This is a genomic window from Yersinia fenwicki, assembly GCF_043099325.1.
GTDB lineage: Bacteria > Pseudomonadota > Gammaproteobacteria > Enterobacterales > Enterobacteriaceae > Yersinia.
The window spans coordinates 4636398-4654292 of the sequence record NZ_CP170755.1; the positions used below are offsets into that span (position 1 = coordinate 4636398).

The following is a 17895-nucleotide window of genomic DNA, read 5'->3' on the forward strand; positions in this document are numbered from 1 at the left end:
TTATGCTCCGATAACTGATTGTCTATTGAGCTAAGGGACAATTTGCGGCATAAACAGAGTTCTCTATACAGACAGGCGTGGAAATACCGGATGAAATTTCTCGGGAAAGTGCTGCTAACGTTATTACTGCTACTAGTGCTGTCGATAGTGCTGTGCTATGTACTGCTTCAGACCAGTTGGGCTGCCGGTTGGCTAAGCCGCTGGGTGAGTGATAACAGCGAATATCGCCTCTCTCTGGGGAAAATAGATCACTCATGGTCCCAACCTGGGCAAGTCAGCTTTACTGATGTCACACTAGGACGGGCCAATCAACCCGCGTTTCTTATTGCCCAGCAGGCCGTATTGGGTCTGAGTTGGCGGCAACTGACTGAGCCTCGTCATTTTCTCAGCCTTAATTTGCAAAATGGGAGCTTAACGCTCAATAACAGCACCTCACCGCTTCCCTTGCAGGCTGATACTTTGAGGCTGACCAATATGGCGCTGAATACTACTATTGAACCGCAAAATAAGGCAGGTCAATGGAAAGTAACAGGCCAGCAAGTCAATGGCGGATTGATCCCTTGGCAACCAATGCCCGGCAATAGTCTGGGCGAAAATGCTCAATTTCAGTTTAGTGCCGGCTCATTGACGATTAATGGCATTACAGCCGAAAAACTTTATCTACAAGGCTCAATACAGAAAAACGCCCTGACTTTGAGTAATTTTGGGGCTGATATTGCGCAAGGGGAACTGACTGGGAGTGCCAGTCAATCGGCTGACGGAAGTTGGCTGGTCGACCGCCTGCGCTTGAGTAATATCCGTCTACAAACTCCCGCGACATTAGAAGATGTCTGGAATACATTCTTACAGCTCCCTCCTATCACGCTAAAACGATTTGATTTAATTGATGCGCGTGTTGAAGGGAAAAGCTGGGCATTTAATGATTTAGATCTCACACTAAAAAACATCACGTTTAAGCAAGGCGACTGGAAAAGTGACGAAGGTGAATTGTCCCTTAATGCTGGTGACATTATTAAAGGTAATATTCATCTGATTGATCCAATCGCGACATTTACATTGTCACCCGCTGGGGTGGCAATCAATCAGTTCTCCACTCGTTGGCAGGATGGATTGTTAAGAACTCAAGGTAATTGGCTGCGTGATAGCCACCGTCTACAACTCGATGAGCTGACACTGGTGGCACTGGTTTATACCCTTCCCACTGACTGGAAGCAGCAATGGCAGCAAACGCTGCCAAATTGGTTGTCTGAGGTCTATATCAGTAAGTTGAATGCTAACCGTAACTTATTGATTGATATCAGCCCGGACTTCCCGTTCCAAATTACGTCGCTGGATGCTGCGGGGACTAATCTGCTGCTGGCTAAAAATCACCAATGGGGAGTATGGTCCGGCTCATTGATGCTAAATGCTGGGAATGCGACTTTTAATAAAAATGATGTCCGTCGCCCGTCATTAGCTCTGAGCGCTAATGAACAGCAGATTACGGTTAGTGATTTAAGTGCGTTTACCAAAGAGGGGTTACTGGAAGCCACCGCCACTGTTGATCAAACACCTGACAGAGCATTATCCCTTGCGCTGACTGGCCGATCTGTAGACCTTAATATCTTACAAAACTGGGGCTGGCCAGCCTTACCGTTACAAGGGCTTGGTAATCTGAAATTACGGATATCAGGTAACCTGACAGCAGATAAACCATTGAAACCCACCATTAATGGCTCTATACAAGCCACTGACAGCCACGGGAAGCAAGTTAACCAGACGGTGCAATATGGCGAGGTGCATGGCGTAGTAGGGCAGTAAGCGAGCATAAACAGTGTGTCTAAGCTCTGTGAGCAATGACTCTGAACATCAACCGCCGATCACATGAAATATAACGTAATCGGCGTAAAGAGGTTTCTACATAAGGGGGAAAGACTTAGAATATTCGAAGAAACTTTGAGGGACATAATTGTTGATCTTATTATCATAGCAATAATCCACTATCTGCCGCTTACTGGAGACGCCGGCTTTTCTGTAGATATTTTGAATAATATTACAGACAGTTCCGGTTGATAAACGCAGTTTTTTCGCAATATTTTTGCTGGAAAATGAATGTAAAATATAAAATAATACTTCCCACTCTCTTTTGGTGAATAATTTTGACGGTGGGGTAAAAATCAGTGAAGTAGGTACTTTTATTTTAGTTAAGCGAGATAGAATGATATCCTCTACCGGTCTTACATGGAAAATAATTCCCTGAGATACCCCACTTTCATCTATTAACGGATATTTATCGCAGAAATTCGGCTTTAAATATGAAAGCCCATCCCACTCATGTATTTCAACTGAAGTTATCCGCTCTTGCGATAACTCTACCTTACGGTCATGAGCCTGAAACTCCATTTGAAACGCGGCTGTTGGTGAGGGTAATTCGCTATCTAATCGCCCTTCCAAATTGTATTTTTCTGATAACCCCAATAATTTATGATGTCGAGCATTTGAATAAATAAATCTTGATTGATTATCTCTTATTCCCCAAGGTTCTGAACTTCGTTCCCAAAACCTTATTAGTATTTCCAGTTGGTTCTTTAGAGTTTCATCCATGATATCCGCCTGTTGAATTTTAATTTTCCTTACATCAATGGAAATGAACCTGAGTATTCAAAGAAGCTCTGAGGGATGTAATTATTGATTTTCTTTTCATAGCAATAATCCACCATCTGTTGCCTACTAGAAACACCCGCCTTCTTATATATTTTCTGCGTAATATTATCGACTGTTCTGGAGGACAAATGGAGTTTCTTCGCAATATCCATACTTGATAAGGAATGTAAAATATAAAATAACGTCTCCCACTCCCTTTTTGAAAACAAATCAGATGGTGGGGTAAAAATAAGTGATGTTGGTACTTTTATCTTATTAAGATGCGTTAATATTATATCCTCTACTGGTCGACCGTGACAAATGACACCTTGAGATACCCCGTGTTCATCCATAAGTGGATACTTATCAACAAAATAAGGCTGAAAGTAGGCACACCCATCCCATGCATGTATTTCAACTGAGGTTATACGATCTTGTAATAATTTAACTTTACAGTCATGCTCCTGAAATTCAAGTTCGAACTCTGCTATAGGAGTAGGAAGCTCACCATCTGTTCGTCCTTCCATACTAAATTTATCAGGTAAAGCTAATAATCTATGTAATCTATTATTTGCATAAACATATCTTGATTGATTGTCTTTTACTCCCCAAGGCTCAGAGCTATACTCCCAGAATCTTATTAGCATTTTAAGTGAATTGAATAGTGATGCTTCCATTATATCCTCCTGTTTATATATCCTATTTAAACCTTCCTTATTCGTCTAATAATGCTACATCCACGATAATCGATAAATCTACTTGGCCATATCTCTTGTGGTGTAATCCCGATCGCTTCAGCGATAATCATTTCACCCTTGAGCAATGGACGTGTTAAGGCATTAGCCAGTGTCCCTGAAGATAGGCCACTGTCTCTTGATAATGCTGAAAGTGAGCCTTTCCTTTTCCGTATAGCAGCTAATATTTCTTGTCTATGCCAATCTTTATTCATTTAGATTCTCCTTAATTTATAAGGTTACAAATATCATTCAATTTGTATAATATAAAATTTAAACCTATGTGTTAATATTGAATAATATATTACTCGTTAACATTCTAAAGTTAACATTGGCGGTGAATGATTAAATAACTATTCCCGCATATAGTCTAGTGTATTATTTACTCTATTTACTCTATTTACTTCTGGATATATTTGGAAAGAATTTAAGAAATAAACCTGAAATCTTAGAGAAGATAGAATACAAGTATCATCATCTTTATATTAACTCAAGAAAGAAATATATGACTCACCAAACTACCCGCTCATTGGTTATTCATGAACGGGCACAATAAAAATTAGTTAACCCCACTACTCTCTGCATCGACGGGTAGGACCATATAGGTTCCTGAAAACACAGCACCGGCCTCTTCATTACCGAATAAATTTACATCCAGTTGAACTCTGGCACGACGGCCACGGGCCAATCTATCCAAATCACCACTGAGCGAACTTAACTCTGCAACTGCTCTTGGCCGCCCAGTAACAGGCGCACTGTAGCGAATATGGGCATCAGCAAGAATAATAGTGCCTCCTAAATGGCGTTCGCGTAGTAATAGCCAAATCAGGCCCCAGCCCGTCAGTGTCGCCAATGAGAAAAGACTACCAGCAAATAAGGTATGGTGAGGATTCTGATTACCGGCTTCCGGCATGGTCGTGACAAAGCGCTGGCCAGTATATTGACTGATTCGCACCCCCATTTTTTCGCTCAGTGGAATATGGTCGTACCAGGCTTGCTGCAACTGGCCACACCAATCAGGGCGGTGCAAAATATCATCCATAGTCACAACCGGCTTAATCATTAAGAAATGACGAACAGGTGTGGTTTGCGGGGCGGTTATCTCGCCCTGGCTAACGAAACCTAACTTGGCGAAGAAGTCGACCGCATCTTCACGGGCGCTACACACGACCCGCTTTACCCCTTCCTGACGCGCAACGGACTCTAATGTCATTGCAACTAACGTCCCTAACCCCTTTGATCTCACTGATGGGTCTACCGCCAGAAAGCGAATCGCGGCCTCGTTATCAGCATTGATATATAAGCGGCCAATAGCAACAGGTTTACCCTGCTCATCCACCACCATTTGGTGATGGGCCATTGCGTCATAAGCATCTTTTTCAGAACCTATCGGTTGATGGAGCGGCTTGCGTAACATTTCCCAACGAAATTGATAATAATCTTTAAGTTCTTGTTCTGTTGTGGGCACACGCAAGTGATACATAGGAGCATTCTCTCGTTAAAATTATTAATAAGATCTGTGTTATACCCAAAATAATTCTAGTTGCGGGAAGGCAGCAATTGAGTGACAAATTGGTTGTAAACCATTTTGAACCGCGCCTACGCTGGCCCCTCTGATAAGGCTCATAATCCTGATGAGCTAACTCAAGTATGTGACTGGGGTGTATGAGAGCAGCCAGCGCAGATGCACTTGAAGTATGACGGGTATATAACCCTCAATCTTTGGTGAAATCCTGTCTCTAAACTTGTAACCAGAACGTCACTGGGCCGTCGTTTACCAGGCTAACTTTCATATCCGCTGCAAATAATCCCGTTTCCGTTTTTACACCATGCTCACGACACTGGGCAACAAAATACTGATAAAGCCTGTCAGCTTCGGCTGGAGCTGCTCCACGAGAAAAACTGGGTCTCATGCCCTTTTGGGTATCGGCAACCAGTGTAAATTGTGAAACCACCAGCACACTGCCCCCAGCTTGCTGGATATTCAGGTTCATTTTGTCGTTCTCATCACCAAAAATCCGGTAACCCAGTACCTTTTCACATAAGCGCTGTGCTTTCTGCTCGGTATCCTGCTGCTCAACACCGAGTAATATCAGTAACCCAGGCCCTATCTCGCCCACCACTACCCCATCAACTACGACATTGGCGCTAAGCGCCCGTTGAATCAACGCAATCATAATGCCTTACATCTCCTGACTTTGACTCGAGTTCATCTCTGTAATGACCTGATGGCGTTGCATGCGATACTCACCCAAGGTGACCGTAATCTCTGCTCCCAACAACACAATGCACCAACTCCAATAAACCCAAAGAAATAAAATGGGGATAACGGCTAGTACTCCGTAAATCAGCTGATAAGACGGAAACAGCGTGATATACATCGTGAATCCTTTCTTACCAAGCTCGAAAAATAATGCGGCAACCAGCGCGCCGATAACGGCATCTCGTACGGGCACCCTGACGGTTGGCACCACACTGTACAATAACCAAAATGAAACCCAAGAAATCAACAACGGAAATAGCCGCAGTGCTTCATCGATCATATTGTCTACCCGGGCATTTGCCAGCCATTGCAATGACAGCAGATAAGAACTGATAACCATACTAGCCCCAACAAGAATTGGCCCTAATGTCAGTACCATCCAATAAACGGCAAATGAAAATACCAGTGATCGGTGAACCTTACTGCGCCAGATAAGGTTGAGCACACTGTCAACGGAATAAATTAGCAACAGCGCTGTCACAATCAAACCGCAGGTGCCTACCACGGTCATACGATTTGAGTTGGCAACAAATTGCTCAAGATAGTTTTGGATAATATCGCCAGTTGCTGGCATAAAATTGGCAAATATGAAGGCTTTCAATTTTATACTGATATCAGCAAACATCGGAAAAGCTGCAAATAGAGCAAAAATAACCGTCACCAATGGCACGAGAGAAAGTAATGACACATACGCCAGATGCCCAGCCAGCATGGTTAAACCGTCTTTATCTATTCGGGTGTAAAGCATTCGCCCGAACGTAATGTAGGGTTTTAAAGATGCAGATAAGCGAAAACGCAGAAAACTCGCCATGTTTATCTCTCAGTCAATACCGGTGTTTAGGCTCGGTTATGGGCTAGCGTGATGTTTAAGGCTAACCCATTAACGCCTGGAGTAAGAACTTATCAGGAAAAATAAGCTGGAATAACCTTTCGGTCGGTAACGTGGATACCAGTAATGCCCTCGATTCTGGCAGCAACAATATTCGCCTCAACATCATCAAAGAACACAGCTTGTTCTGCCGGAATGTTTTCTGCACTCAATACATGTTGATAGATTCTGGCTTCGGGTTTGCGCATTCCCAAATCTTGCGACAGATACATATGATCTGCTGCAGCAGCAACTTCGGGATAATGCTGTGGCCAATAATTGCAATGTAGGCGGTTAGTATTAGATAGCACCACTACTCGGTGCCCTTCGGCCCGCAACTTTTGCATGATCGCGATGACTTCAGGGCGTAGAGCCACAAATACCGCCTGCCAACCTTCGGCAAACTGTTCGAAACTCAACGATAGTCCCATTTCGTCACTCAGCTGACGGGCAAAATCCTCGTCGCTGATTTCACCGCGCTCATGCTGCTGGAAGACCTCTCCCATCGTAAATCGCTCACTCAATGTAGCCAACGGAACACTGCTTAATTTACTCCAGACACCCAATACGCGTTTGAAGTCGATATCAACAATCACATTCCCTAGATCAAAGATATACAGCATGGCGCTCTCCCAATTAGATGGTGAGTTTTACTGTAACGGGAAAAAAGAAAACTGAACAGAGTGAGGGAGAAAAAGGAGGGGTCGGTCAGGAAAAATAATATTTTTACCGGAGGTAATTATAACAAACAGATTTCAAGTTGCAGGAAGGCGGCAAAAGAGAGAGACCCGCTGAGCTTACTCGAGTAAGTGATTCGGGTGAACGAAAGCAGCCAACACATCTGCGGCTTGAAAGATGAGAACTCAGGGCGCTTTTCGCGCCCTAAGTATCAGTAGAACTAAGAAGAATTAATCTTCTTTAGGACCACGACCTGCACGCTTACGATCGTTTTCCGTCAGGTGACGCTTACGGATACGGATAGATAGCGGGGTCACTTCAACCAATTCATCGTCATCGATGAATTCCAGAGCCTGTTCCAGAGTTTTCTTCAGGAAAGGAACCAGAGTGGTTGCTTCGTCAGTACCCGATGCACGCATGTTGGTCAGTTGCTTACCGGTCAGGCAGTTTACAGTCAGGTCATTAGAACGTGAGTGAATACCGATGATTTGGCCTTCATACACTTCTGTACCATGACCGATAAACAGCTTGCCGCGGTCTTGCAGTTTGAACAATGCAAACGCAACCGCTTTGCCCTGACCGTTAGAGATCAGTACACCGTTTTGGCGTTGGCCGATATCGCCTGGACGCACATCATCATAGTGACTGAATGTGGAGTACAGCAGGCCTGTACCAGAAGTCATGGTCATGAACTCAGTACGGAAACCGATCAGACCACGTGCAGGGATCAAGTAGTCGAGACGCACACGACCTTTACCGTCCGGATCCATGTTTTTCAGGTCAGCTTTACGCTCACCCATGGCTTGCATGACTGAACCCTGGTGCTGCTCTTCGATGTCCAAGGTCACGTTTTCAAACGGCTCTTGTTTGCGGCCATCAATTTCACGGACAATAACTTTAGGACGGGAAACCGCCAGCTCGAAACCTTCACGACGCATGTTTTCGATCAGAACCGACAAGTGCAGTTCGCCACGGCCAGATACGCGGAATGCATCAGCATCTTCGGTTTCTTCAACACGCAGCGCCACGTTATGAATCAACTCTTTGTTCAGGCGGTCAAGAATCTGACGTGAAGTCACATACTTGCCTTCTTTACCACAGAACGGAGAGGTGTTAACGCAGAAATACATGCTTACGGTTGGCTCATCAACTGACAGTGCTGGCAAAGCTTCAACAGCATTAACATCGCAAATGGTATCAGAGATGTTCAACTCGCCCAGACCGGTGATGGCAATGATATCGCCAGCTTCAGCCTCGGTAGCTTCAATACGCTCCAGACCCATATGAGTCAGAACTTTACCAACTTTGGCGTTACGAGTTTTGCCTTCGCTATCAATGATAGTGACTTGCTGGTTTGGCTTAACTTTACCGCGTTTGATACGACCAATGCCGATAACACCAACATAGTTGTTGTAATCCAGCTGAGAGATCTGCATCTGGAACGGTGCTTCAGCCTCAACTTGTGGCGGAGACACATGGTCAACGATGGCTTGATACAGCGGGGTCATGTCTTCCGCCATATCATTGTGGTCTTCGCCAGCAATACCCATCAATGCAGATGCATAAATGATAGGGAAGTCCAGTTGTTCATCAGTTGCGTCCAGGTTAACAAACAGGTCGAACACCTGATCCACAACCCAGTCAGGACGTGCGCCCGGACGGTCAACTTTATTGATTACCACGATGGGTTTCAGACCGTTAGCGAAAGCTTTTTTGGTCACGAAACGGGTCTGCGGCATCGGGCCATCCATTGCGTCGACAACCAACAGCACAGAGTCAACCATAGACATTACACGCTCAACTTCACCACCGAAATCGGCGTGTCCTGGGGTATCCACGATGTTGATGCGGTAGTCTTTCCACTTAATGGCAGTATTTTTTGCGAGGATGGTTATCCCACGCTCTTTCTCCAAATCGTTGGAGTCCATTACACGTTCAGTTGCTTCAGCACGTTCACCGAACGTACCAGATTGTTGTAGCAACTTATCAACCAGGGTAGTTTTCCCATGGTCAACGTGCGCAATAATGGCGATGTTACGCAGATTCTCGATCACAGCTTTTTTGCCTCAGGCATTTAGAAATAGCGCGCTATTGTACACGTATTAGGCGAGGGACTAAACAAGATCACAAAATTCTCTTATAAACAACCTAACGGCGGTATGTTTGTGATCCCTTTCACGGTGCAAAAATAGCCTTCCAGCCTCTTATTGCACCAATACAGTGCCCAACAGCACAAATGAAGCACCAAAATAGTGCAATATAACTATCCTGGTGCATACTGAATATCAGCAGACCCCTATGATATGGCATAAACGGGGGGTTTGGAAAGTTGGCATAGATTTCGCAATGTATTTTAGCATGAATGACTGAACATCATATACCCAAAGAAATTGGTGTTGCAGGTAGGCGGCAAGAGAATGAACCCCGATGAGCTTACTCTCGTAAGTTATTTGGGTGAGTGAGTGCAGCCAACACCTCTGCAACTTCAAGTTCGAAGGGGATAACACGGTAATCGTTCCACGACGACGACTATGACAAATCCAGGAGATATAAGTATGTCCGCTGAACATGTTTTGACGATGCTGAATGAGCACGAAGTGAAATTTGTTGATTTGCGCTTCACCGATACTAAAGGGAAAGAACAGCACATCACTATTCCAGCTCATCAGGTCAACGCTGACTTCTTCGAAGAAGGCAAAATGTTTGATGGCTCCTCGATTGGTGGCTGGAAAGGCATTAACGAATCCGACATGGTACTGATGCCAGACGCCAGCACCGCTGTTATGGACCCGTTCTTCGAAGACTCCACACTGATTATCCGTTGTGACATCCTTGAGCCAGGCACCCTGCAAGGTTATGACCGCGATCCGCGTTCTATCTCCAAACGCGCAGAAGAATTCCTAAAATCTTCTGGCATCGCGGATACCGTATTGTTTGGGCCAGAGCCAGAATTCTTCCTGTTCGACGACGTTCGTTTTGGTAGCTCCATCCGTGGTTCCCACGTCGCTATCGATGATATCGAGGGCGCATGGAACTCCAGCACCAAATACGAAGGCGGCAATAAAGGCCATCGTCCAGCCGTCAAAGGGGGTTACTTCCCAGTTCCTCCAGTCGATTCTTCACAAGACCTGCGTTCTACCATGTGTCTGACCATGGAAGAAATGGGCCTGGTGGTTGAAGCGCACCACCATGAAGTTGCAACCGCGGGTCAGAACGAAGTAGCAACTCGCTTCAATACCATGACCAAAAAAGCTGACGAAATTCAGATTTACAAATATGTGGTGCACAACGTGGCCCACGCATTCGGTAAAACGGCGACTTTCATGCCAAAACCTATGTTCGGTGATAACGGTTCAGGTATGCACTGCCATATGTCTTTGTCCAAGAACGGTACTAACTTGTTCGCCGGTGACAAATACGCTGGCCTGTCTGAAATGGCGCTGTTCTATATCGGCGGTATCATCAAGCACGCAAAAGCCATTAACGCCTTGGCTAACCCAACAACTAACTCCTACAAGCGTTTGGTCCCAGGCTACGAAGCACCGGTAATGTTGGCATATTCTGCCCGTAACCGCTCAGCTTCTATTCGTATCCCTGTAGTTGCCAGCCCGAAAGCACGTCGTATTGAAGCGCGCTTCCCGGATCCAGCAGCTAACCCATACCTGTGCTTCGCAGCTCTACTGATGGCTGGCCTTGATGGCATCATCAATAAGATTCACCCTGGTGATGCGATGGACAAAAACCTGTATGACTTGCCACCGGAAGAAGAGGCTGAAATTCCAAAAGTTGCAGGTTCACTGGACGAAGCAATGGCTGCACTGAACGAAGACCGCGAGTTCCTGACCCGTGGTGGCGTGTTCACTGACGACGCTATCGATGCTTACATCGAACTGCGTAAAGAAGAGATGGACCGCGTTCGTATGACTCCGCACCCAGTTGAGTTCGAACTGTACTACAGCGTTTAAGTTTTAGTTTACCCAATAGATTTCAAGGTGTAGGACGGCGGCAAGCGAGATAATCCCGATGAGCTTACACCAGTAGGTGATTCGGGTGAGTGAGAGCAGCCAACAACCCTACAACTTGAAAGATGAAGGGTTGTTGCCGTGGAAACTTTTGGCCCATCTTAGGATGGGCTTTTTTCTCCACTTTTCGTTTTCGTCATCATTCCTCTGGCTCAGTTGCGGCTGAACCGCTAGGATTAATGCACCAAAAATGTGCAGGAGTCTGCGTAATGGCAACAGGCACGCTGCCCGATGCTGGGCAGATCCTCAATTCTCTCATTAATAGCATTCTGCTATTAGATGATTCTCTGGCTATTCATTATGCCAATCCCGCGGCCCAGCAACTTCTGGCGCAAAGCTCTCGTAAACTTTTTGGTACACCGCTCCCCGAATTATTAGGCTATTTTTCTCTGAATATGGCGCTGATGAGAGAAAGCCTGGCGTCTGGACAAAGTTTTACCGATAACGAAGTCACACTGGTCGTTGATGGCCGGGCACATATTTTATCGCTCACTGCACAATCATTGGCGGAAGGTTTCATATTGCTGGAAATGGCACCGATGGATAACCAGCGTCGGCTAAGCCAAGAACAACTACAGCATGCACAACAAATCGCCGCACGAGATTTGGTGCGTGGGTTGGCTCATGAAATTAAGAACCCTTTGGGTGGCTTACGGGGTGCAGCACAATTATTGTCAAAAGCACTGCCCGATCCGGCATTGCTGGAATATACCAAAGTCATCATTGAACAAGCCGACCGCTTACGTAATTTGGTTGACCGCTTATTAGGCCCACAGCGGCCTGGTCAACATGTAACACAAAGCATCCATCAGGTTGCTGAACGGGTTTGCCAACTTGTCTCACTGGAAAAACCGGATAACGTAACGTTAATCCGCGACTATGACCCCAGCTTGCCTGAGCTGGCGCATGACCCCGACCAAATTGAACAAGTGCTGCTCAATATCACCCGCAATGCATTACAAGCTTTAGGTGAAGCTGGCGGCACGATAACACTTCGTACCCGCACCGCATTTCAGATAACACTGCATGGCGTGCGCTACCGCTTGGCCGCGCGAATTGATATTGAAGATGATGGGCCGGGCGTACCCACGCAATTACAAGATACCGTGTTCTATCCGATGGTCAGTGGCCGTGAGGGAGGGACTGGCCTTGGCTTGTCGATTGCCCGCAGTCTTATTGATCAGCACTCGGGTAAAATTGAATTTAACAGTTGGCCGGGACATACCGAATTCTCGGTTTACCTGCCTATTCGCCAGTGAGGTTTCTATGCAACGAGGGATAGTCTGGATCGTCGATGACGATAGCTCCATCCGCTGGGTGCTTGAACGCGCACTGACTGGAGCGGGCCTAAACTGCGCAACTTTCGATACCGGAAATCAGGTATTGGATGCTCTTGCCACGCAAACCCCGGATGTGTTGTTATCCGATATTCGTATGCCCGGTATGGATGGATTAGCCCTGCTAAAACAAATTAAGCAGCGCCATCCGATGCTTCCGGTCATCATAATGACAGCACATTCTGATTTAGACGCAGCAGTTAGCGCCTACCAACAAGGGGCATTTGATTATCTGCCCAAACCTTTTGATATTGATGAAGCGGTCGCGCTGGTTGAGCGGGCTATCAGCCATTATCAAGAGCAACAACAACCCGCCCGCACCCAACCTGCCAGTGGCCCAACAGCGGATATCATCGGCGAAGCACCTGCGATGCAGGATGTTTTTCGCATCATTGGCCGTTTGTCGCGTTCTTCTATTAGCGTACTGATTAACGGCGAATCAGGTACGGGTAAAGAGTTAGTGGCCCATGCACTGCATCGCCATAGCCCTCGAGCCAAAGCCCCTTTCATCGCATTGAATATGGCTGCGATTCCAAAAGATTTAATTGAGTCTGAACTGTTTGGCCATGAAAAAGGCGCATTTACCGGTGCTAATCAGGTACGCCAAGGCCGCTTTGAACAAGCCGATGGTGGCACTCTGTTTTTAGATGAAATTGGTGATATGCCGCTGGATGTGCAAACCCGCCTATTGCGCGTATTGGCAGACGGCCAGTTCTATCGGGTCGGCGGTTATGCGCCGGTCAAAGTGGATGTGCGCATCATTGCTGCCACCCATCAGAATCTGGAGCTAAGGGTTCAGGAAGGGAAATTTCGTGAAGACTTATTCCATCGTCTGAATGTCATTCGAGTGCATTTACCACCACTGCGTGAGCGCCGTGAAGATATTCCTCGCCTGGCGCGCTACTTCTTACAAGTAGCCGCGAAAGAGTTGGGTGTCGAAGCCAAAAACCTGCATCCTGAAACAGAAGTTGCACTAACTCGTCTGCCTTGGCCAGGAAACGTACGCCAACTGGAGAATACCTGCCGTTGGTTGACCGTGATGGCTGCTGGGCAAGAAGTGCTGGTTCAGGACTTACCTTCTGAACTGTTTGAAACCAGCACACCAGATGCTTCCGGCCAACGGATGCCGGATAATTGGTCGACATTACTGGCGCAATGGGCAGATCGGGCATTACGGTCTGGTCATCAGGACTTACTGTCAGAAGCGCAACCAGAAATGGAGCGCACGCTGTTAACCACCGCATTACGTCACACCCAAGGACATAAACAGGAAGCGGCGCGCCTGTTAGGCTGGGGCCGAAATACATTAACCCGTAAGTTGAAAGAATTGGGAATGGAATAAATTTTGTTTGAAAGAGACCGCTAACAAAGTTGATAAGCGGGGAAATGTGCCGAATGGGCCATAGTCGCGTAAGCGACCGGAGCGCCCATCGGTGCAGTCGACCCGCTAGTCTCAATGCAACAAAAGAGGTTTGCCAGCAACCTCTTTATCAGATCACTCGGGAAAACTGTTGCCGACGTGCCTGTTTGCGTAAATAAATATCGAAACACATACAAATATTACGAATGAGTAAACGCCCACGCGGTGTTACACGAATACTTTTATCATCTCGCTCCACCAGCCCATCTTGTTCAAAGGGGGCGAGCAACTCAAAATCTTCAGCAAAATAATCAGCGAAACAAATACCATAATGCTGTTCAATCGGCTGATAGCTGATTTGGAAATTACAAATCAGTGTCTTAATCACGTCACGACGTAAACAATCATCTTCAGTCATGGTCAGGCCACGCCATAAGGCATTGCCACGCTGTTCGACAACGGCATAGTAAGTCTTCAAATCTTTTTCATTTTGCGCGTAACTGTCACCTAACATGCTGATGGCAGAAACCCCCAAACCAAGTAAATCGCTCTCACCTTGGGTGGTATAGCCCTGGAAATTACGGTGTAATTTACCTTCACGCTGGGCAATCGCTAGCTCATCGTCTGGTCGGGCAAAGTGATCCATACCAATGAACTGATAACCAGATTCCGTTAAGAAGCTGATGGTATGTTGCAAAATATCCAGCCGCTGCTCGGCACTTGGCAAGTCGGCATCTTTAATTTTACGCTGTGCGGCAAACAGGCTCGGCAAATGGGCGTAATTGAATACACTCAAGCGATCTGGGTTAAGTTCTGCTACCCGCTCTAGGGTAAAAGCAAAACTTTCTGGCGTCTGTTTTGGCAAACCATAAATCAAATCAATATTGGTTGAGTTAAATCCCAGCGCCTTAGCGCGGGCAATCAGTGCAAAGATAAAATCTTCATCTTGCTCACGGTTAACCAGCCGTTGAACCTCTTTATTGAAATCCTGCACCCCCATGCTCAGGCGATTAAACCCTTCAGCACGCAGATGATCGAGCACATCCAGCTCAATTTCACGCGGATCAACTTCAATTGACTGCTCTGCGCCGGGTAGAAAATCAAAGTTTTCACGCAACAGATTCATCAAATGAGTAATTTGTGTTTTATTTAGATAAGTTGGCGTGCCGCCGCCCCAATGCATCTGGCTGACCTGGCGACCGGCAAATAACGCAGCCCGCTGGCGGATCTCTTTTTCCAAAACCGCCAGATATTCATCAGCTTTATGCTGTTGGCGTGTCACCAGCTTATTACAACCACAGAAGTAGCAAAGTTTATGGCAAAACGGAATATGCACATACAGCGATAAAGGCCGCTGTGGATAACGTTTCACTGCTTGCTGAAAAGCAGATTCATTGTACTCTTCATTAAACTCAAGGGCTGTGGGGTAAGAGGTATAGCGCGGCCCTGAATAATTATATTTTTGAATCAGGGACAGATCCCAAACTATAGCGTTTTCAGACATGTTCATTCCTTCCGATATTTTCGCTTACCGGGCCGGTTAGGGGGCAGATCTTTTCGTTGTCTAGCCACAGAAGCGCTGCGCAACTGCTTTCTTCGTTGCGACAGCCGCCATAGTTTACCCAATAACCACAATAGATAACATGTAAGTAGTAGGGCTATTATCGGGATCACCCACTTCATGCGTTAAAATGTATCTTTTGGATTACCACTCTTCAGTAATTTTAAGATATCTTCCGGCTTTTCTTCGCGCTCTTCGTCATCTTCGTCGTCACCCAGTTCAATGCCTAATTGCTCCATCAGGGCATCGATACGGTCTAACGTCAGATCAACATAAGCCTGGTCTTCTTTGCTCAATACTTCGTCGTTATCGAGTCTGTCCAGCAATGCATCCAGACGCTCATCGTTTTCCAGCTTGGTTAGCTCTTCTTCCGGCGTCAGGCGTGGCTTAGCTTCAACTTTGGCCACTGGCTTAGTGGTTGGCTTCGTTTTTGCCTTGCTCTCGACCACCAGAGGTACAGGCACTTTGCTGCCAATACGCGGATCTTTCTCTTGAGCCTGAGTTGACCCCGTTTTATTGCTACCCTCAACATTGGTTCTCGCCCCTGAGCGATTGCCACTGTGTCTCTTCTGACGTTTGCGCTCGCGGGCTTCAATATCAAGCTCTACACGGGTTTTTTTATGACGCTTTGGCGTTGCGGTGCCTTTCGGGGCCGCACGGTCAGCGCGTGGTGCTTTATTTGGTTGCTTCATAACCTGTGCTCTTAATGAGTATGGGATCGGATTGAGTATATACCCGTCATCTTCCAAGTTGCAGATGCTCTTACTTGACGCGTTCCTGCATCTTGAAATTTATTGAGTATAGGATTGGGCCGGAATCTAGCAGAAAGAAGAGAAAGAAAAAAGGCGGCAGATTAACCTGTCGCCTTTTTTCGCACCTTCTGCGGAAGGATATCCTTACCGTGCATTCCCTACACTGATATAACTTCCCGGTTTCTCCCTACTGCAATTCGCTATCCTTACCATCCCCCCAACCCTGAAGGCGACTCACCCAGCACTCCGGCCTGTGTCCATAAACATCCTTTTATATAAGCTCCCTGTATCATCCCTGGCTCACAGTATATCCATTACATTCCTTAAGCATATACCACTCTTCCTAAGTGATTATGCTCCTTGCCAGTACATCCCGCACTGTTAAAACCATGACTTACAAAAAATAGTCATTTGTTTTTATTGAAAAAATAATCATAAAAACAAATTAACCGCGGATCAGCGTAGTCGAAGTTTTATAAAGTTTTTCTTAACAATCATTCAATGATAAGCGATTAGTTTTTCCAACAATGACCGCCAACTCACAAAAATTGCAATTTCACGAAAAAAAACAGACAGAGAGTACGCCGCGAACCCTCTACAACTTCAGGTAGAAAGAGGACAAAAGATAAACCCCCTTTTTTCGGCCCGATGCAGTTATAATCGCTGCATGTAAGCTATCTCTCACGGAGACGACAAATTTTGACTATCAGAAATTTTAACTATCACATGACTCACTTCGTCATCAGTGCTCCGGATATTCGTCATCTGCCACGCGATGAAGGTATTGAAGTGGCATTTGCTGGCCGCTCAAATGCAGGTAAATCGAGTGCTCTCAATACATTAACGGGTCAGAAAAGCCTGGCCAGAACGAGTAAAACACCGGGCCGTACTCAGCTGATTAACTTATTTGAGGTGGTTGAGGGTGTGCGTCTGGTCGACTTACCTGGCTATGGCTATGCCGAAGTCCCGGAAGAGATGAAGCTCAAGTGGCAACGCGCATTAGGAGAGTATTTACAGAAACGTAACTGCCTGAAAGGGTTGGTTGTGTTGATGGATATTCGTCATCCGCTGAAAGATTTGGACCAGCAAATGATTACCTGGGCAGTCGCCGTTGGTACCCCGGTTATGCTGCTGCTAACCAAAGCAGATAAGCTGGCATCTGGCGCTCGCAAAGCCCAACTGAACATGGTGCGGGAAGCTATCATTCCATTTATGGGTGATATTCAGGTTGAAGCTTTCTCATCATTGAAAAAGATTGGTGTCGATAAATTGCGTGAAAAGCTGGATACCTGGTTCAGCGAAATTCCGCCGGAAGTCATGATCGACGAGTATGACGACGAAGAAGGCGAATAATCCGTTGCCATTTGCAGCCCGCAAGGGCTGTTATTTCAGGAATGACTGTCATATCGCCCGGCACTAGAACCTTTACACCAGTTTTTGTGATAAATCCCCTCACGATGCCTTCTATCAGTCAATATTTCGCCCATTTTCTGGCCTATTTTCTAACAAAGACCCAATAAAAAACGCCCCAGTCAATAAATGACTGGGGCGGCTAATATACAGCCAAATCCGATTACGTGAAGTAAAAGGTCTGAAAGATAGAACATCTTACCTCTGTACCCTACGTCTGTAACTCTACATCATTTTTTCGCAGGGCAAAAGAATTTTTTGTTGTATAGTTACACGAATTGTCACGAT

15 protein-coding genes are annotated in these 17895 nt (G+C 46.1%); 5 read left to right on the forward strand and 10 right to left on the reverse strand.

The window, feature by feature from the left end:
- The first annotated feature begins 90 nt into the window (after positions 1-90).
- On the forward strand, positions 91-1800 hold the full coding sequence (locus ACF3VQ_RS21095; protein WP_392432840.1) for an AsmA family protein: 1710 nt from the start codon (positions 91-93) through the stop codon (positions 1798-1800).
- A gap of 96 nt (positions 1801-1896) precedes the next feature.
- Here the strand turns inward: ACF3VQ_RS21095 and ACF3VQ_RS21100 are convergent, their stop codons facing one another.
- The 8 genes from ACF3VQ_RS21100 to typA all read right to left on the reverse strand — a co-directional run bounded on the left by ACF3VQ_RS21100 (position 1897) and on the right by typA (position 9219).
- The gene (locus ACF3VQ_RS21100; protein WP_392432841.1) at positions 1897-2583 is read right to left on the reverse strand and encodes a helix-turn-helix transcriptional regulator; all 687 of its coding nucleotides are present in this window, start codon (positions 2581-2583) and stop codon (positions 1897-1899) included.
- A 29-nt stretch (positions 2584-2612) separates the two neighbouring features.
- Entirely contained in the window at positions 2613-3299 is a 687-nt protein-coding gene (locus ACF3VQ_RS21105) for a helix-turn-helix transcriptional regulator (RefSeq protein ID WP_392432842.1), read from the reverse strand.
- Positions 3300-3325: 26 nt separating this feature from the next.
- Positions 3326-3571 carry a helix-turn-helix domain-containing protein gene (locus ACF3VQ_RS21110; protein WP_392432843.1) on the reverse strand — a complete coding sequence of 82 codons (246 nt, stop codon included), beginning with the start codon at positions 3569-3571 and terminating at the stop codon, positions 3326-3328.
- Positions 3572-3915: 344 nt separating this feature from the next.
- Positions 3916-4839: a fatty acid biosynthesis protein FabY gene (gene fabY / locus ACF3VQ_RS21115; RefSeq protein ID WP_392432844.1), complete on the reverse strand. Its 924-nt coding sequence runs from the start codon at positions 4837-4839 to the stop codon at positions 3916-3918.
- Between the two features lie 256 nt (positions 4840-5095).
- Positions 5096-5533, reverse strand: a complete 438-nt coding sequence (dtd, locus tag ACF3VQ_RS21120; protein ID WP_392432845.1) for a D-aminoacyl-tRNA deacylase — start codon at positions 5531-5533, stop codon at positions 5096-5098.
- A 6-nt stretch (positions 5534-5539) separates the two neighbouring features.
- Positions 5540-6430 carry a virulence factor BrkB family protein gene (locus ACF3VQ_RS21125; RefSeq protein ID WP_392432846.1) on the reverse strand — a complete coding sequence of 297 codons (891 nt, stop codon included), beginning with the start codon at positions 6428-6430 and terminating at the stop codon, positions 5540-5542.
- 92 nt (positions 6431-6522) lie between these two features.
- Positions 6523-7110, reverse strand: coding sequence for a glucose-1-phosphatase (yihX, locus tag ACF3VQ_RS21130; RefSeq protein WP_392432847.1), 588 nt, complete (start codon positions 7108-7110; stop codon positions 6523-6525).
- Positions 7111-7395: 285 nt separating this feature from the next.
- Positions 7396-9219, reverse strand: a complete 1824-nt coding sequence (typA, locus tag ACF3VQ_RS21135) for a ribosome-dependent GTPase TypA (RefSeq protein ID WP_392432848.1) — start codon at positions 9217-9219, stop codon at positions 7396-7398.
- A 501-nt stretch (positions 9220-9720) separates the two neighbouring features.
- Between typA and glnA the strand changes: the two genes are divergently transcribed.
- The 3 genes from glnA to glnG all read left to right on the forward strand — a co-directional run bounded on the left by glnA (position 9721) and on the right by glnG (position 13866).
- Positions 9721-11130: a glutamate--ammonia ligase gene (glnA, locus tag ACF3VQ_RS21140; protein ID WP_004392048.1), complete on the forward strand. Its 1410-nt coding sequence runs from the start codon at positions 9721-9723 to the stop codon at positions 11128-11130.
- Between the two features lie 266 nt (positions 11131-11396).
- Positions 11397-12446 carry a nitrogen regulation protein NR(II) gene (gene glnL, locus ACF3VQ_RS21145; RefSeq protein ID WP_019080343.1) on the forward strand — a complete coding sequence of 350 codons (1050 nt, stop codon included), beginning with the start codon at positions 11397-11399 and terminating at the stop codon, positions 12444-12446.
- A 7-nt stretch (positions 12447-12453) separates the two neighbouring features.
- A complete protein-coding gene (gene glnG / locus ACF3VQ_RS21150) occupies positions 12454-13866 on the forward strand; it encodes a nitrogen regulation protein NR(I) (RefSeq protein WP_005165052.1) in 1413 nt (470 codons plus the stop codon).
- 148 nt (positions 13867-14014) lie between these two features.
- Here the strand turns inward: glnG and hemN are convergent, their stop codons facing one another.
- Together hemN and yihI are read right to left on the reverse strand one after the other, a co-directional pair.
- Positions 14015-15388 (reverse strand): oxygen-independent coproporphyrinogen III oxidase, encoded by a 1374-nt coding sequence (hemN, locus tag ACF3VQ_RS21155; protein ID WP_392432849.1) that lies wholly within the window; start codon positions 15386-15388, stop codon positions 14015-14017.
- 182 nt (positions 15389-15570) lie between these two features.
- Positions 15571-16137, reverse strand: a complete 567-nt coding sequence (gene yihI / locus ACF3VQ_RS21160; protein ID WP_392432850.1) for a Der GTPase-activating protein YihI — start codon at positions 16135-16137, stop codon at positions 15571-15573.
- Between the two features lie 759 nt (positions 16138-16896).
- Between yihI and yihA the strand changes: the two genes are divergently transcribed.
- Positions 16897-17550, forward strand: a complete 654-nt coding sequence (gene yihA / locus ACF3VQ_RS21165) for a ribosome biogenesis GTP-binding protein YihA/YsxC (protein WP_005165058.1) — start codon at positions 16897-16899, stop codon at positions 17548-17550.
- The last annotated feature ends 345 nt before the right edge of the window (positions 17551-17895 follow it).

Bases quoted from the DNA above. Each gene is read 5' to 3' on its own strand.
- glnA (WP_004392048.1), top strand. From the start codon at position 9,721: ATGTCCGCTGAACATGTTTTGACGATGCTGAATGAGCACGAAGTGAAA.
- hemN (WP_392432849.1), bottom strand. From the start codon at position 15,388: ATGTCTGAAAACGCTATAGTTTGGGATCTGTCCCTGATTCAAAAATAT.
- ACF3VQ_RS21110 (WP_392432843.1), bottom strand. From the start codon at position 3,571: ATGAATAAAGATTGGCATAGACAAGAAATATTAGCTGCTATACGGAAA.
- ACF3VQ_RS21125 (WP_392432846.1), bottom strand. From the start codon at position 6,430: ATGGCGAGTTTTCTGCGTTTTCGCTTATCTGCATCTTTAAAACCCTAC.
- glnG (WP_005165052.1), top strand. From the start codon at position 12,454: ATGCAACGAGGGATAGTCTGGATCGTCGATGACGATAGCTCCATCCGC.
- fabY (WP_392432844.1), bottom strand. From the start codon at position 4,839: ATGTATCACTTGCGTGTGCCCACAACAGAACAAGAACTTAAAGATTAT.
- ACF3VQ_RS21105 (WP_392432842.1), bottom strand. From the start codon at position 3,299: ATGGAAGCATCACTATTCAATTCACTTAAAATGCTAATAAGATTCTGG.
- ACF3VQ_RS21100 (WP_392432841.1), bottom strand. From the start codon at position 2,583: ATGGATGAAACTCTAAAGAACCAACTGGAAATACTAATAAGGTTTTGG.
- yihI (WP_392432850.1), bottom strand. From the start codon at position 16,137: ATGAAGCAACCAAATAAAGCACCACGCGCTGACCGTGCGGCCCCGAAA.
- yihX (WP_392432847.1), bottom strand. From the start codon at position 7,110: ATGCTGTATATCTTTGATCTAGGGAATGTGATTGTTGATATCGACTTC.
- glnL (WP_019080343.1), top strand. From the start codon at position 11,397: ATGGCAACAGGCACGCTGCCCGATGCTGGGCAGATCCTCAATTCTCTC.
- ACF3VQ_RS21095 (WP_392432840.1), top strand. From the start codon at position 91: ATGAAATTTCTCGGGAAAGTGCTGCTAACGTTATTACTGCTACTAGTG.
- dtd (WP_392432845.1), bottom strand. From the start codon at position 5,533: ATGATTGCGTTGATTCAACGGGCGCTTAGCGCCAATGTCGTAGTTGAT.